This window comes from Undibacterium sp. Ji83W (assembly GCF_049340385.1).
Taxonomy (GTDB): domain Bacteria; phylum Pseudomonadota; class Gammaproteobacteria; order Burkholderiales; family Burkholderiaceae_D; genus Undibacterium.
In genome coordinates, this window is sequence record NZ_JBMPOZ010000034.1 from 1 (window position 1) to 15,142 (window position 15,142).

General features: G+C 51.0%; 11 protein-coding genes. 3 read left to right on the forward strand and 8 right to left on the reverse strand.

All coding sequences use genetic code 11. The features are described 5' to 3' along the window. The 4 genes from ACO0LD_RS30020 to ACO0LD_RS30035 all read right to left on the reverse strand — a co-directional run. On the reverse strand, positions 1–490 hold a 490-nt coding region (locus tag ACO0LD_RS30020), incomplete at its 3' end, for a biotin/lipoyl-binding protein (protein ID WP_423012887.1). A gap of 363 nt (positions 491–853) precedes the next feature. Beyond that, entirely contained in the window at positions 854–1,348 is a 495-nt protein-coding gene (locus ACO0LD_RS30025) for a hypothetical protein (RefSeq protein ID WP_423012889.1), read from the reverse strand. Positions 1,349–1,473: 125 nt separating this feature from the next. After that, positions 1,474–2,892, reverse strand: a complete 1,419-nt coding sequence (locus ACO0LD_RS30030) for a hypothetical protein (RefSeq protein ID WP_423012948.1) — start codon at positions 2,890–2,892, stop codon at positions 1,474–1,476. Further along, complete coding sequence (locus tag ACO0LD_RS30035; RefSeq protein WP_423012891.1) at positions 2,889–4,193, reverse strand: SPFH domain-containing protein; 1,305 nt, start codon at positions 4,191–4,193, stop codon at positions 2,889–2,891. Before ACO0LD_RS30035 ends, ACO0LD_RS30030 begins: the two co-directional genes overlap by 4 nt. Positions 4,194–4,453: 260 nt before the next feature. On the opposite strand from ACO0LD_RS30035, the gene ACO0LD_RS30040 reads away from it, so the two are divergent. From ACO0LD_RS30040 to ACO0LD_RS30050, 3 genes are all read left to right on the forward strand, one after another. After that, entirely contained in the window at positions 4,454–5,191 is a 738-nt protein-coding gene (locus tag ACO0LD_RS30040) for a response regulator transcription factor (RefSeq protein WP_423012893.1), read from the forward strand. Next, positions 5,169–7,271: a sensor histidine kinase gene (locus ACO0LD_RS30045; RefSeq protein WP_423012895.1), complete on the forward strand. Its 2,103-nt coding sequence runs from the start codon at positions 5,169–5,171 to the stop codon at positions 7,269–7,271. Before ACO0LD_RS30040 ends, ACO0LD_RS30045 begins: the two co-directional genes overlap by 23 nt. A gap of 347 nt (positions 7,272–7,618) precedes the next feature. Continuing rightward, positions 7,619–9,730, forward strand: a complete 2,112-nt coding sequence (locus ACO0LD_RS30050; protein ID WP_423012897.1) for a prolyl oligopeptidase family serine peptidase — start codon at positions 7,619–7,621, stop codon at positions 9,728–9,730. Positions 9,731–9,796: 66 nt separating this feature from the next. On the opposite strand, the gene ACO0LD_RS30055 is transcribed toward ACO0LD_RS30050, so the two are convergent. The 4 genes from ACO0LD_RS30055 to ACO0LD_RS30070 all read right to left on the reverse strand — a co-directional run bounded on the left by ACO0LD_RS30055 (position 9,797) and on the right by ACO0LD_RS30070 (position 15,129). Continuing rightward, complete coding sequence (locus ACO0LD_RS30055; RefSeq protein WP_423012899.1) at positions 9,797–10,687, reverse strand: amino acid ABC transporter substrate-binding protein; 891 nt, start codon at positions 10,685–10,687, stop codon at positions 9,797–9,799. 558 nt (positions 10,688–11,245) lie between these two features. Next, positions 11,246–12,133: an amino acid ABC transporter substrate-binding protein gene (locus ACO0LD_RS30060; protein ID WP_423012901.1), complete on the reverse strand. Its 888-nt coding sequence runs from the start codon at positions 12,131–12,133 to the stop codon at positions 11,246–11,248. Positions 12,134–12,479: 346 nt separating this feature from the next. Further along, complete coding sequence (locus ACO0LD_RS30065; protein WP_423012903.1) at positions 12,480–12,848, reverse strand: STAS domain-containing protein; 369 nt, start codon at positions 12,846–12,848, stop codon at positions 12,480–12,482. A gap of 37 nt (positions 12,849–12,885) precedes the next feature. Next, entirely contained in the window at positions 12,886–15,129 is a 2,244-nt protein-coding gene (locus ACO0LD_RS30070; protein WP_423012905.1) for an ATP-binding SpoIIE family protein phosphatase, read from the reverse strand. Between the last annotated feature and the right edge of the window lie 13 nt (positions 15,130–15,142).

Here is a 15,142-nt window from a genome sequence, read left to right on the forward strand (position 1 = left end):
GTTCTTGTTCAAGCTGGGTATGTTCTTGTGCCAGGTTCGCCAGTCTTTGTTGCAGGGCCTGCTTTTTTTCCTGGTACTGGCTTTGGCGCAGTCTTTGTTCTGCAGCCATACTGTCGGCACGGCTGGCCAGTTGCTGGGCTACCAGGGCCGTGATTTCACCCTGGCTGTTCTGGCGTTCTGTGCTGAGCGTGAACAGGATTTGCCCGGGTTTGACTTGTTCGCCTTCCTTGACATGGGTCGTCAGCAAGATACCTGCATTGGGTGCAGCTACGCTGAGCTGGCCGCCTACGGGTACTGTAATGCCAGTGACGCGGGCTTTTTTGGTGATGCTGCCAAAGGTAATGTAGGCGATCAGAACTGCAGCAATGATCAGGGCGACAATCGCGATCAGTGCAGCGGAAAGCGGCTGGGCCAGGCGGATGGAACCCATCCATTGACTACCTAATGCTGCTGTCACTTCAGGACGAAACAAGGGGCTGGAATTACTCATTACCCACCTTATTCACTGCAAACTGTTGCGATTTTTCTGTCATCTTCGTTTATATGCGGCAATATTTCAAAAAAGCACTTACCCTGTGCACTGATCAATAGCATAAATGAAAGTTCTGGGGAAATGTCAAAATATGTTAAAAATATATTTTTGACATGCCCAAAGACTATTTAACACTTTTCTGCTAGGATCGCGCGCCGCGAGTGCGGGCGCTTGAAATTGCTTATCCTGAACTACGCTGATCGCTCCTTGCTCATGTAAAGCGACCAGGTCATCAAAGAGTTGTCATCCAGCGCCTGGACATCGTTCTGATGTCCAGACATTCGTTTTAAATCCTCTCTCATTCACGTGCATGTGCAAAAATCAGTCCCCTTGCTGCTGCCAAACTGCTTTACCAGACTTCAAATAAATCAAGCCGCTGGCGGAGCCTTCTTTCGCGACTACGATGCCATCGTTCTGCAATTTGACAGGCTTGGCATGGTAGCTGTGCGGTTGCGAGCCTTTATCTTCAACATACCAAAGTTCCAGCCATGAAAAGTCGTCGCCACCATTGCCTGTCGCATGTCCTGCACCAACGATGACAGGTTTGGCTTTGCCATGCGACAAAAAGACGATGCCCTCTTTATTACTCTTGCTGTCCTTGACCAGGACCGCCAGATCGCCCTTGCCAGCACCCAGAAAATTGCCGCGCCAGACAAAGGGATTGATGCGGCTGTTGACTTCGATAGATTCTTGCTTGGACAAGCCATCAAGCTGCTTGTTTGCCCAGTCAGGCAATTGCATCTTGGGCGACACATCCTGTGCAAAAACGATGCTGTTGGCGAATAACAGAACGACGGACGCTAATTTGAAATTCATGGCAAAACTCCTGATAATGATATAAATGTATAAGTATCGTTCGAATGAAAGCCTGCTTTGCTTCAACTGCTCATTGCTACTGCTCATTGCTACTGATTGCTGCTACTGCGATCACTACAAATATCTCACCTCAAACTGATGGTCTGCCTTTTCCACGCCGGGTCTTGCCACTTGTAGAACACGCTCAAAGAACCCGGCTTGTCGGCATAATTTTCAACTTGCAGGCTGTCCATGCTGACGACTTCAAAGCTCTTCTTGAAACGGCCTTCGACCTTGGCTTCGCGTGCTACCAGCATCTTGTTGGTGCCGGGCACCCAGCCTGCGAATTCTGCATAGCCAAGATCAGGGTCACTATTCGCGGGAGGCAGGATGTCGATAATCCAGCCCTGGCTGGTCTGGTGGAATAACCAGAGTTCGCGCCAGTTTTCCATGGGTTGTACAGCGAGAGTCAGTGCAGTGTTTTGTGCATTGGCGCGGGCAGATGCGGCCCAGACCACGCTATAAGTGCAGCGCTTTGCCAGCGGGGTTTTGATGTCATGCTTGGCATCAGTCAGCATGACGCAGGTTTCACCTGGCTGACCTGGAGCTGTGATGATGTTCAGGCCAGGTTTTGGGATGACTGCAGCTTCAGCAGCCCAGCGCGTTGTGCCTGCACGTACACCAGCGTCGGCATAGGCATACACATCTTCATCGGCGAATTCTTCTTTATTGACGGCGGCCAGTTCTGTCAATGCGCGGTTGGCGGCATCATCTGCTTTCTCGCCTTTGCGGGCGCGCTGGAAGGCGATGCTAGACCAGACGCTGGCCTTGCGCATACGCATGCGGTTTTTCAGATACTCCGGCAGGCTGGTGGTATTGACCTTGTCGAGTACATCGGCACGCCACTGGTCGAGGGCATAGCGCTCGGTCGGGCGCATGGTGGGATCTATGCAATCCTGTCTGGTCAAAGCTAATGCGGCACGGGCTTTTTGGTCTGCGGTAGCATTCATGGCCAGCACGCGGCGGAAGGCTTCGCCGTCGTAGCAGAGTTGCATGCGGCCTTCGCGTTCATAGCCTTTGATGTTGATGCCGTAATTGGCAACCACTTCCAGATGGGCGGCAATGGTGGCTTCATTTTGCTTGGGCTGTTTGCTCGATGCGCGTCTGGCCAGGCGTTCTGCCATGCTGCCGAGTGCATCAAAAGCTTCTGCACCGATAGCACTCGCTGGTGCGGCTTTCAAATAAGCAGCGGTATAGCTTATGCCCAGCGATTCTGCACCCGGCGTATCGCGCAGGAAGCGGATGACGGCGAAGGCATCCGGTGCATCATCAGGCTGCATGGACACCAGGCGGACTTGTGATGTCTTGATATAGCCAGCACGTTCGCGCCTGTGGTCATACACTTGCAGGTAGTCGAGTTTTTCACCACGGATTTCCAGGCTGTCGCCTTGCCAGAGTATGGCCTGTTGTTGTGCGCCGTCCTTGGGGGCGGCGCGCAATTGTGCCTGGTCTTGGGTGACGACAGCGAGCACGGCGACAGCAGCTAAAGTAGCAAACATGATTATTGGCTCTCTTTGTTTTCGTTAGTGGTTTCTGTTTCAGCTTCGGTAGCTACTTTTTGCATAGCTTGCTTGTTGTTCTTGCCGCTACCCAGCAATGCAGCACCAATGAAGCTGCCATCTGTTGGTGATGGGGCGATGATGACGGAAATCTTGTCTGACAATTTATCAGCCATGGTTTTTTGTATCAGCAAAGGGTGCTTGGTCAGCAAGGCACCATCACGTTCTAGTTGTGAGCTGGCGACCTTGCCGACCAGGTCTTGTCTATAGGCTTCGGCATCTGCCAGTTTGCGGCGTGAATCAGCTTCACCCTGGGCTTCGATGATGCGTGCCTGGGCTGTACCTTCAGATGTTTTGATACGCGAGACCTTTTCTGCCTCGGCTTCAAACTGGCGCTGTTCTATCTGTTTTTGCTTGAACGGCAAGACGTGCTTCATGGCTTCTTCTTGCGCTTTGGCGGCGATGATTTGTTCATTGCCGGCAGCTTCAGCCGCTTTTTCGCGTTTGATCTTGTCGGCATCGCCTTCCAGCGCAGTTTGTTTTACCTGCTTGTCTTTCAGTTCCAGCGTATAGCGCATTTTTTCGCTTTCCAGTTCTTCGGCCAGCAGTTTTTCCATGCCGCGCTTATAGTCGGCAGGCAGATCGACCTTGCCCATCATCACGCTGCGCAGGATGATGCCGTCAGCCGCCAGTTTGGGTTTTAATTCAGCTTCTATCTGCTTCTGGATTTCTGCACGCTTGCTGGAAAATATTTCGCGTACTGTATACAAGGTGAATGCCTTGTAGATGACGCCCTGCACTGCCGGTTCAACGATGTCGGTATTGATGTTCTCTGGCAGGCTGGTGGACATATTGGTCAGCTTGGTCGGGTCAACGGCATAACGTATGCTCAGGTCTACACCGAGTGACAAGCCTTCTACCGACTGGAACGGTGCTTCGCCGTCGGCACGGCTGCTGCGTGTGGGTTTGTATAACTGGTCTTGCAGGCTGAACAGGCGCAACTCATGCAAGCCGGGTACGACAATCAGGGCACCGTCACGCACCTGATCGGCATGACCGGTCAACTGGTTGATACGCACACCCACGTCACCACGCGGGATATGTTTGATCGGCGGGTGGGTACTGATCGCATACACGGCACCACCTACCAGGCTGAGCACTACCAGACGCTTGAAAGTGACTTTGCTGAACATGCCTGATTCTGTCGTGACCCTGGCCCCGGCTTTGATTCCCGATGCGCTTTTGCTGAAAACGGAAGACAGAGTGGATCTTACGGCTTGTACCAGGGATTTGATACGGTCAGACATGATGGCTCTCCAATGAGGTAGTAACAGGTTCTTAGGGTTAGTGCAGTGGCGTTTGCCCTGCTTCCCTGAGACACATCATGCGCTGTACCGCGCGGAACATACAATGCTGCGGCGGGGGCAGAAATATCACTGTGGCAAGCTATTTATTCCGCGCCTGGAATAAGCCTTGCCGCGTGTGAAGAAAAACTCACAGCGGCTTTATGACATTTACGGCGAAAGCGTGGATACTGCGGTTATTGAATACATCGCAGGAGAAAACCGTGGTCAAAGTAGCTGTCATCGAAGACGATCTGCCCACCAGTAATCAGCTAAAAACCTGGATAGAAGCAGCAAAGCCGGGCATACAGATAGACCAGTGGTTCAGCCGTGACGATGCCGAAGCCGCCATCGCACGTGAAAACTATGACCTGGTGGTGCTGGACATAGAACTGGGGCGCGAGCGCCATGCTGGCGTTGCCATCATCAATGCCATCAACAAACAGCATGCAACGCCGGTGCTGGTAGTGTCTGCCATGCCAGCCACCATCTACCGCAGCATCATGAAAGCACTGGATGCATGGGATTATCTGCAAAAAGCGACCTTTGAAGAAGCTGATTTCATCGAAACCTTTCTGGAAATGCTGCGCTCGGTCAAAGAACGCAAGCAGCATAAAGAGAGCCAGAGCGCAGCCTATAAAGAAGCCGCAAAAAGCCCGGCGGCCGACCAGCTCAGCATGGACCCCTTGCGCCAGCGCACCCCTATCTGGCGCGGCCAGCGCATCAACCTGCCGCTGACTGCGCAACGCATACTGGCGGCCTTGTTTGCCCGCCGTGGCCAGGTGGTGTCGTATGAAGACCTGTATGAAGTTGTCAAGAGCGGTCGCAATCGCGACAATATACGCAAGCATGTATCGACCATACGCGATGCCTTCCGCGAGATTGATCCCGACTTTGAATGCATAGAAAACGTCCCCATGCGCGGTTTCAGATGGGTGGATGACGACGCGGGCAGAAGCTGAGATGGGCAAGTTCTTGCTGGCGACTTACCGGCTGCGGATATTATTTCGCGGCGTTTTTCTATTACTGGCGCTGGCAACCGTGGGGTTGGCGCTGTCTGTCTTGCAGCAGGAAAAGCAGCTCAGCTATAACAATTATCAAAGCAATTTCAATAAAACCCGCTTGCAGATATCGGCCACACTGCGCCACCCTGCCGGTCAACTGGCGCTATTGAATCCTCCTGCTGACAACAAACGGGCTTCCTTGCGTCCGCTGTTGTTGCCGTATTCTGCAATTGATTTTGACGACCAGAACAAGGTACAGCAAGCGATCGCCATGTCAGGTTGCCTTGTCCAGTATGGTAATGAAGGTGCACTCTGTAGCGGCATAGGCAATAACCCCTGGGCGGGCGGCTTTATCTATATAGCGGGTAATTTCAATAGCAGCCAACTGGTGTCGCACAAGCGTGGCAATGAAAGCCTGACACAGGCGCACAGGCTGAAAGTCAGTGTCAGCCTGCGCGGCCAGACATATCGCTGGATAGCACCGTTTGAAGAAGAGATTGCACCCGCCAGGCAAAACCAGGGCGTGCGCGGGCGCTGGACCGGCTTTAATGAAAGCGAAGCCAACAGGCCGAATGCGCGCCCGGTAAAAGACTTCCGTGGCTGGGCCTGGCAACAGGCGATCTGCAACCAGGCTGACCTGGACGACAAGGATGCTGACTGCCAAAAGAATACCTTCTTCTCACTGCGCCTGCCGATACCGGTCTTGCAGGAAGCCCTGTTTGAAAAGAAGCGCCCGGTCTGGCCGCCACAAGACCTGGACCAGATGGAAGTCAGCCTGTCCGTACTGCCACCGGATTCTGACACTGCCCTGCTCGACAGCAAGAATACGCCGACTGCGACACCATTCTCCCTCAAGGATTTGCAAGGCAACCTCTTGCCTGGTGAAACCCTGCGCATACGCAAGCGTGATGCTCAAGACAGCAAGGATAACAAGGATGACCTGATCAACCTGACGGGTGCCTTTGAACAAAGCGATGAATCATGGAATATCATCACCCGCCTGATACGCCGCCTGCCTGTCGATGAATATGATGTCCCGCTAGAAAGCCGCGAAACCATCAGCACACCGCTGGCCAATTATGAAGTCTTGCTGAAGGGCGATGTGCGCAGTGTCAGCAAAAGCCTGAGCGTGGTTGCGAGCCGCGTGTCCTGGTTCGTCGGTGCGATGTTGCTGGCGCTGACGCTGGCCTGGCTATTGATCGAGGTCAGCATTATCAGGCGCATTACCCTGCTGACCAGACGCGCCGTGTCGCTGTCCAAAACCATGAAAGGTGCAGGTGAGCTGGAACAATTCGACGTCAGCGATTTGCGCAGCCCGGATGAACTGGGCGTGCTGGCCAGTTGCCTGCATGACTTGCTGCGCCGCGTAAAGGAGGACGTAGAGCGCGAAACCATACGCACGGAACAGGAGAAAGAAATGTGGCATGCAGTGGGCCATGAAATCATGTCGCCGCTGCAGTCCCTGATGGCCTTGCATGGCACGGCAGATGACCAGAGTAATCGCTACATCAGCCGCATGCAGCAAGCCATACGTGTGCTGTATGGCAGTGCTTCGCCGAGCGAGGCATTTCAATCAACGGTTTTGCAAGTCAGTGAAATTGATATCACGCTATTCCTCAAAAACGTGGCCGACAATGCGCCCATGGTGGACATACCGGATGTAGTCTATCAGGGGCCGGATGAAGTGATCATGGTCAAGGCCGATGAATATTCGCTTGAGGATGTCGTCACCCATGTCTTGCGCAATGCCCAGCGCTATCGCAAGCCTGGTAGTTCTATCAGTATCAGGTTGCAGAACAGTGAGACTGCGGCGACGATTACTATTCATAACAATGGCCCGCATATAGCAGAGGATTTGATCGACAAGATTTTTGAATATGGTGTGTCGGACCAGCATGACTCGGGCGCGAATGGCAACCGGGGCCAGGGGCTGTTTGTGGCCAAGACCTATATGGCGAAGATGGGTGGGACTATCAGTGTGCAGAATGTGGATCAGGGAGTGAGTTTTGTGTTGAGCTTGCAGCGGGGGAATGCGTAGGCCGGCAACAAAGACAAAGACGCTGGATTCCGGCCAGGAACATGCCGGAATGACGTAGCTGACGCATGGTAAATCAAGCGACGTGGCAGTCTGCATAATTCTCAATAAATTATTAAAAAAATAATAATCCGACGACATCAACAGTTTTTATCCAAAAAGCAAAACTTAGTTTTGTATCATCATATAAATCACGTCGCACTATCGGAAAGCATGGCTTTAGAATCCTTGACGGGCGCGCTGAACCAAACGCCTGCTCACGAGGTCAATTACTGGCTATCTATATAACCAATAGCCGACTGTGAGAAAAATACCAGGCTGAGACGGCCTGTCCAACAATAAGGAAAGCAATGAAACCACAATTGAAACTGATCGCGGCGCTGTGCATGGTAGGTGCAAGCAGCTTGGCGCTGGCCCAGGCAGAAGACAAACACCAGTGGCTGGAAGACGTCACCGGTGACAAGGCCCTGGGCTGGGTCAAGGACCAGAACAAGGTCACCCGCAGCAAACTCGACAACGACGCTGGCTTCAATAAACTGAAAGCTGATTTGCAAGTCGTACTGGACTCCAAAGACCGTATCCCTGGCATACGCAAAATGGGCGACGCCGTCTACAACTACTGGATGGATGCAGAACACCAGCGTGGTGTCTGGCGTAAAACCACTCTGGAAGAATACAAGAAAGCCCAACCTAAATGGGAAGTCGTACTGGATGTTGATGCCCTGGCTAAAGCAGAAAATGAAAACTGGGTATACAAGGGCAGCGTATGCCGCGAACCCGTGTATGACCGTTGCCTGATCGAGTTGTCACGCGGTGGTGCCGATGCGATTGTTACCCGTGAATTTGACCTGGCCAGCAAGTCCTTCGTCAAAGGTGGCTTCAGCCTGCCAGAAGCAAAAATGAATCTGGACTGGGTCAATAAAGATACCCTGTTTGTAGCCACTGACTTTGGTGCAGGCACACTGACAGATTCTGGCTATGCACGCGTCGTCAAGGAATGGAAACGCGGCACGGAATTGTCTGCCGCCAAGACCCTGTTCGAAGGCCAGAAAACCGATATGGCTGTGGGTGCCAATTCCAGCGACCATAAAGGCATACACAGGGAACTTGTGAACCGCCAGATCACTTTCTACACTTCAGAACAATATCTGAAGGAAGGTGACAAACTGACCAAGCTCGATGTACCAGCCAAGAGCAATCTGTATTTCTTTGATAAACAAGCCGTGATCACCCCGCGTGAAGCCTGGAATGTCGGCGGCAAGACTTACGCATCCGGCAGTGTACTGGCCATCGATTTTGATGCCTTCATGAAGGGCAACCGTGAGTTCACCGTCTTATTTGAACCTAGCGACACTACCTCTTATAGTGGCGCTACCATCACGAAAAATTATCTGTTGTTGCAAACCCTGGATAACGTCAAGAGCAACCTGAAAGAATGGAAATTCGACGGCGGCAAATGGTCTGCTCGCCAGGTCAGCCTGCCTACCCTGGGTGCAGTTGGTGTGAGTGGCATCGATGCAGAAAATTCTGATGATTACCTGCTCAGCTATTCTGATTACCTGACGCCTAGCGTCTACATGATGGCCCATGCAGGCAATGACAAGCGCGAACTGCTGAAGTCTGCACCAAGCTTCTTTGATGCCAGCGCCTATGAAACCACGCAAAAATTCACGACATCCAAAGATGGTACCAAGGTGCCTTATTTTGTCGTGCGTCGCAAGGATGTGAAATTCGATAGCAATAATCCTACCCTGTTATATGGCTACGGCGGCTTCGAGATTTCCATGATGCCTTCGTATTCCGGTGGCCTGGGCAAGAGCTGGCTGGAAAAAGGCGGCGTGTATGTGGTTGCCAATATCCGTGGTGGTGGTGAGTTTGGCCCGCGCTGGCATCAACTGGCATTGAAAGAAAACCGTCAACGCGCCTATGATGACTTTGCTGCAGTGGCAGAAGACCTGATTGCCAGCAAGATCACCAGCCCTAAACACCTGGGTGCCATGGGTGGTAGTAACGGCGGCTTGCTGGCCGGTGTAGCCTTGACCCAGCGTCCTGACCTGTTCAATGCAGTGGTCAGCCAGGTGCCTTTGCTGGATATGCGCCGCTTTAACCAGTTGCTGGCAGGAGCCTCATGGATGGGTGAATATGGCAACCCGGATGTGCCTGCAGAATGGGATTACATCTCTAAATACTCTCCCTACCAGAACGTCAAGGCAGGTGTGACTTATCCTAATGTGCTGTTCATCACTTCTACCCGAGATGACCGCGTACATCCTGGTCACGCTCGCAAAATGGCTGCCAAGATGATGGATCAGGGCCACAAGAATGTCTGGTATTACGAAAACACGGAAGGCGGCCACGGTGGTGCAGCAAACAATGCTCAACGCGCCGACATGAGTGCGATTACTTATACCTTCTTGTGGAATATGCTCAAGCGTGACAATGATGCAGTACAAGTGCATTAATTAATTAATCAATTAATTGAGTCAGGTACGATGAAAAAAGCAGCCAGTTCGGCTGCTTTTTTTCGCTTAATCGACTTTATCCGACGGGAAGCGTATGGTTTCTCGCAACAAGATGCTCATGGGCAAGGCCAGGTTAACACCATTCGGCTGTACCGGTTTTGTAAACCATTTCTCATAGAGTTTAGTCAGTTCACCCTCTGTCATCATGCGCACCATCTCCATATCGACCAGCTTCTTGAAAGCGGCATCGCCCTTGGGGAGCATCATCGCATAAGCTTCTGAAGACAGTGGGTCACCGACGATGACCAGTTTGTCATGAAGCTTGGACTTTGCCTTGAAGCCAGCCAGGATTGCATCATGCTGTGCAAATGCATCGACCTGCTTGTTTTCCAGCATGCTGACAGATTCAGTATGATCTTTGCTCTCCACCATTTTCATATGCAGGGAGCGCACTTTATCTCTTTCCAGCAAAAATTTATCTGTGGAGGTACCTTTGGTCACCACCACTTTTTTATCTTTCAGATCCTGCCAGTTCTTGATGCCGGAATCTGCGAAGACCATCATGCGTATCGTGGCAAAGAAATGAGGGAGCGTGTAATTTACTTTTGTGCGTCGTTCTGCATTATTGGCGGTAGAACCACATTCGATATCTGCCTTGCCAGAAGTCATCACCTCCATACGTGTATCTGAAGTGACGGGGATGTAGTTGATCTTCAACTGCCCTTGCTTCAATTCTTTTTTCACGGCATCGACAATTTTCATGCAGATATCAATCGAGTAGCCGATCGGTGTTTTATTCTCTGACAGATAAGAAAATGGGAGCGAGGCTTCCCTGAATGCGATGTTGATCGTATTGGTTTTTTTGATACGCTCAAGTGTATCGGCTGCAGAGGATAGCTGCGCCAGCATACATCCTGAAAAAATTAAACTTGCCTTGATAAAGCGACGAAATTTCATGCGACTTCCTTAACCCGGTTGGAGTAGTGAGGATGATAAAGAACTGAGGGGGGGAAATCAGGGCAAGGAAATGAGGAGCGATGCTACTTCAATAGCAAAATCATATGCTGTCGCACTGATGGAAAAATACTGCGCGATTCTTGCCAGACAAAAGTGAACCCGATTTCAGTTGCGGTTTATAAAACACCGCAGGCCGGGATTATAGGAATATTTCTACGCAACAACAATCAAAAATTCATTCATTTTGCTCAATATCATGATTTAATATATGATCAGGACTTACGCAAAACTGTTCCAGCAAGGCCTTGCTTGGAAAATCTCCCTTGCAAGGGAGATTCGTTACGTCGGCAGGCAGCATGCTGCCTGAAACCCCGACTGCTCCGTAGCGACGAAGACAGTACTTTAGTACGGCTAGGAGCTGCAACGCAGCTGGGGCAGTTTTGCGTAAGTCCTACTGATTGCATTTAGACATTTGAGCAATACCAATAAAAAAACCCAGGCAAATATCCCGGGTTGGTAAGCATGCATAAATAAGCAGTTAGATAAGCAGTGAGCAGCTTAATTCACTTTATCTGAAGGAAAGCGTATGGTTTCCTTCAACAGAGAACCCATGGGCCAGGCCAGGTTCATATTGTTTGGTTGTATGGCTTTAGTGAACCACTTCTCATACAGCCTGGTGATTTCACCATCGGCCATCAAACGCGCCATCTCTACATCTATGATTTTCTTGAATGCGACGTCACCTTTGGGCAACATGATGGCATAAGCTTCAGATGCCAATGGGTCACCGACGATCATCAGCTTGGCGGGGTCTTTGGCCCTGGCTTTCAAGCCAAACAAGATTGCCTCATCCTGGGCAAAGGCATTGACCTGACCGTTCTCCAGCATATTGAAAGAATCGCTGTGATCTTTGCCTTCCACCAGTGCCATATGCAGGGCACGCACCTTGTCACGCTCCAGTATGAATTTATCGGTGGAGGTACCCTTGGTGAAGACGACTTTCTTATCCTTCAAATCTGTCCAGTTCTTGATGCCTGAATTGGTATTCACCATCATGCGCAAAGTGGAAAAGAAATGCGGTATGGTGAAATCAACGAGCTTCCTGCGGTCTGTAGTGTTGCTGGTTGAACCACATTCCATATCCGTCTGGCCAGATGTCATGGCCTGAATGCGGTTATCTGCCGTCACAGGGACAAAATTGATTTTCAATTGTGGCAGCTTCAATTCCTTCTTGAGCGCATCGACCATTTTCTTGCAAATATCGATGGTGTAGCCAACCGGTGCTTTGCTTTCTGATAAATAGGAGAAAGGCAAGGCTGACTCACGATAAGCGATATTGATGGTCTGGTTTTTTTTGATACGTTCCAAAGTGTCAGCTGATGCCAGTTGAGCAAGAACGGCGGCAGACGCAAATACGCCAGCCTGAAAAATACTGCGCAATTTCATATTATTTCCTTATGCCTTACATGACAGTTTTGGCTGTCCGGGCATTTTGTTTGGGAGCTGCTGCAAAAGATGTTCAGGTGCAGCCTTGACTGAGTTTGCCTGAATATGGGTGATACGAGAGGGCCATGCAATCAAGCCCGGATTTATTTGCAAAAGCGTGGGGGTTTTCAACAGTGTGAAGCCGGATTATATCGCGGTCTGGCGATATTGAGGGAGAAGTAAACCTCTATGTTTCTATCCGGCTAATGATGAATTGTCAGCAAATTAGCAAAAGATTCTCGCAATGAATGCCATAAAAATAAAAAAACGCTGGCATCAACACCAGCGTTTTATCCATGCGCCATGATTACTCTTCGGCGACCTTGCGCTGCATATCTGCCAGATAAGCGTCAAGCTCTGTGGTACTGGTAAAAATCTCATTCAGGGGTGCGGCACGGACAATTTCAAATACCTTTTGCACCTGGCGGCTAAGGTTGACAAAATAAGTCGCGCCGCCATGATTGCGCATGGTTTTGCGTATCTTGGCCAGCACCCGCAAACCCTCGCTGGAGATAAAGGTCAAGGCTTCCATGCTCATGACCAGGACCTTGACGTCTTCACTGACGCTGCTGGCAAAGAACTGCTCAAGGTCGGCAGCGGTACTGGTATCAAGGCTGCCAGACAAATCTATTCTCGCGGTTGGCAACTGCGTTTCGTCTATGGAAATTTCTAGCACTGTCTGTCCTTTATATTCTTGTCTTTATATTTTTGCTTCAGGGTTTGACGAGAAATTTACGTATGTGCAAATTATTCTGACCTTGCGCATAGTTATAGTCAATATGATCCGCCAGGGCATTCACCAGATACAGGCCCAGCCCACCTTCAGGGCGATCGGCAAAATCCACTTCCAGGTCGGGCTGGCTGATGCCATGCAGGGGATTGTAAGCATGGGAATTATCGACCACGTCGAGCACCACTTCTGATTCTTGCAAATGCACGTCCAGTCGTATGGATGCCGGGTCCTGGTCTGTTGCACCGTGCTTGAGTACATTGACCAATACTTCTTCAGTAATCAATTGCAAGTCATCGACCACTTCATCACTGACTTGCTGCGCATGCAGCAGGCCAGCCAGACGGGGTCTGACCTGATCATAGGCAAGTGACTGGCCATTGAGGCTGATCTGCCAGTCGGCAAAAGCCGGTTTGCGTCGTTTGGCTTCAGGATGAAATTGCATGCTTAATAATGTCAAATCGTCAAACTGCGGGGCTTGCGCAATAAACTGCTGATGCGCCAGTGTCACACTGCGAATAATGTCTGCTGCAAATGCCGGTGCCTGTCGGCTAATTGTAGTCTGTAATCGGGCTTCTGAGAATTCTTCATTATGCTGATTTCTGGCTTCAGTGATGCCATCGGTGTACATGATGACGATGTCATGAGCAAGCAGGCGAATTTCAAACTGTGGGAAACTGGCCTCTTCTTCCAGCCCCAGTGCTGGGCCGGTTTCCAGAGCCAGCTTGCTGACTTTGCCATCACGTAACAACAACGGCGCATCATGACCCGCACTGGCGTACTGCAGCACGCCACTTTTCAGGTCCAGCATGGCAAAAAACATGGTAACAAAACGGCATTCGGAATTGTTTTGCGCCAGCTCGCGGTTCACTGCAAACAACAGGGCCGCTGGTGAGCTGCTCTGGTGTGCCAGTGTGCGCATCAGGCTCAGGGTGCGCACCATGAACAGGGCAGCAGGCATGCCCTTGTTGGCGACATCACCTATCACCATGCAGATACGCTCATCTGCCACATGGAAAAAATCATACAGGTCACCACCAACTACCCGGGCTGGTTGCAGCAAAGTGCTCATGCTGTAGCGCGGATCGGTGGCGGCTTCAGCACTGGGCAACATGGCTTGCTGTATCTGGGCAGCGATGGCGAGTTCACTTTCCATGCGTTGCCGCGCCGCTGTAGCTTCCTGCAATTCCAGTATGTGCAACTTCAATGAATCGCGCATGCGCCTGAATGAACGTGAGAGACGCCCGACTTCATCGCTCCTGGGGATTTTTGTCAGCTCAGTATCCAGATTGCCCTGGGCGATTTCTTCCGTGCTTTTACTCAGGCTGCGCAAGGACCTGGTAGTCTGCCGTGATACCAGGGCAATGGCGATGCACATCAGCAGCATGTCCTTGCCCATGGAAAAGATGACTATCATGAAATATTTACCGAGATAAGCCTGGAACTCTGCTTCAGGAAAATAAAAGCCATACACCAGCGGCATATCCTGCAGTTGCCGCTTGTAATGTACGTCACGGCCCTTGCCAGTACCCTCAGTTGACCGTGTAGATATATCTTTGGGAATGAACTCAAACCCCAGCATAAAATTGCCAGTCAGCTGGTTTTCTACATAAGGGTGGCCTTGCACACTATGATCAACCTCATCAAGCAGGTGCAAATTGTTTTGCAGGTCTTGCAACAAGGGCTGCATATTGATCTGGATGGCAATACTTTGCAGCACCTTTCCTTGCATAAATCGCCCAGTGCAAAAAACCAGCACCTGAGTGCGGACATGCCTGGCCCAATAATGCTGGCCGTCAACAACATTACAGGAATTCAATAGATCGTCATCTGCCGCTGTGCTTTGCCAGGACTGTCCATCTGCCTCAGCTTGCCAGCCAAAACTATGCTCCTGATCTTTAGTGCCGGAAGAAATAGCCAGTTTGCTGACATAGGGCGAGACGGGCAAAATTACTTTGAGACCATTCTGATCGGCCAAGTAGAGGCGCTCATCCATTTGCACCAGGCGGCTGGCTTGTTCAGCTATCAGGTGCAGGCTGGATTGGTGTTTTGCCACTATGGCATCAAGTTTGGACAGCGCGATCTGGTTTATCCAGCCCGTCATGACTTGCTGTAATAAGGCACGCATCTGGTAATAAGAACCGCCATAAATCACCACTGCCGCCATCAGGCAGGCAAAAACCAGGCGGTAGGTAATACTGGTGAACTGGAGGGCTTTTAATTTCATCACACTGTATTTA

Coding starts and splice junctions, on each gene's coding strand:
- ACO0LD_RS30025 (WP_423012889.1), bottom strand. CDS start 1,348: ATGAATTTCAAATTAGCGTCCGTCGTTCTGTTATTCGCCAACAGCATC.
- ACO0LD_RS30035 (WP_423012891.1), bottom strand. CDS start 4,193: ATGTCTGACCGTATCAAATCCCTGGTACAAGCCGTAAGATCCACTCTG.
- ACO0LD_RS30045 (WP_423012895.1), top strand. CDS start 5,169: ATGACGACGCGGGCAGAAGCTGAGATGGGCAAGTTCTTGCTGGCGACT.
- ACO0LD_RS30050 (WP_423012897.1), top strand. CDS start 7,619: ATGAAACCACAATTGAAACTGATCGCGGCGCTGTGCATGGTAGGTGCA.
- ACO0LD_RS30055 (WP_423012899.1), bottom strand. CDS start 10,687: ATGAAATTTCGTCGCTTTATCAAGGCAAGTTTAATTTTTTCAGGATGT.
- ACO0LD_RS30060 (WP_423012901.1), bottom strand. CDS start 12,133: ATGAAATTGCGCAGTATTTTTCAGGCTGGCGTATTTGCGTCTGCCGCC.
- ACO0LD_RS30070 (WP_423012905.1), bottom strand. CDS start 15,129: ATGAAATTAAAAGCCCTCCAGTTCACCAGTATTACCTACCGCCTGGTT.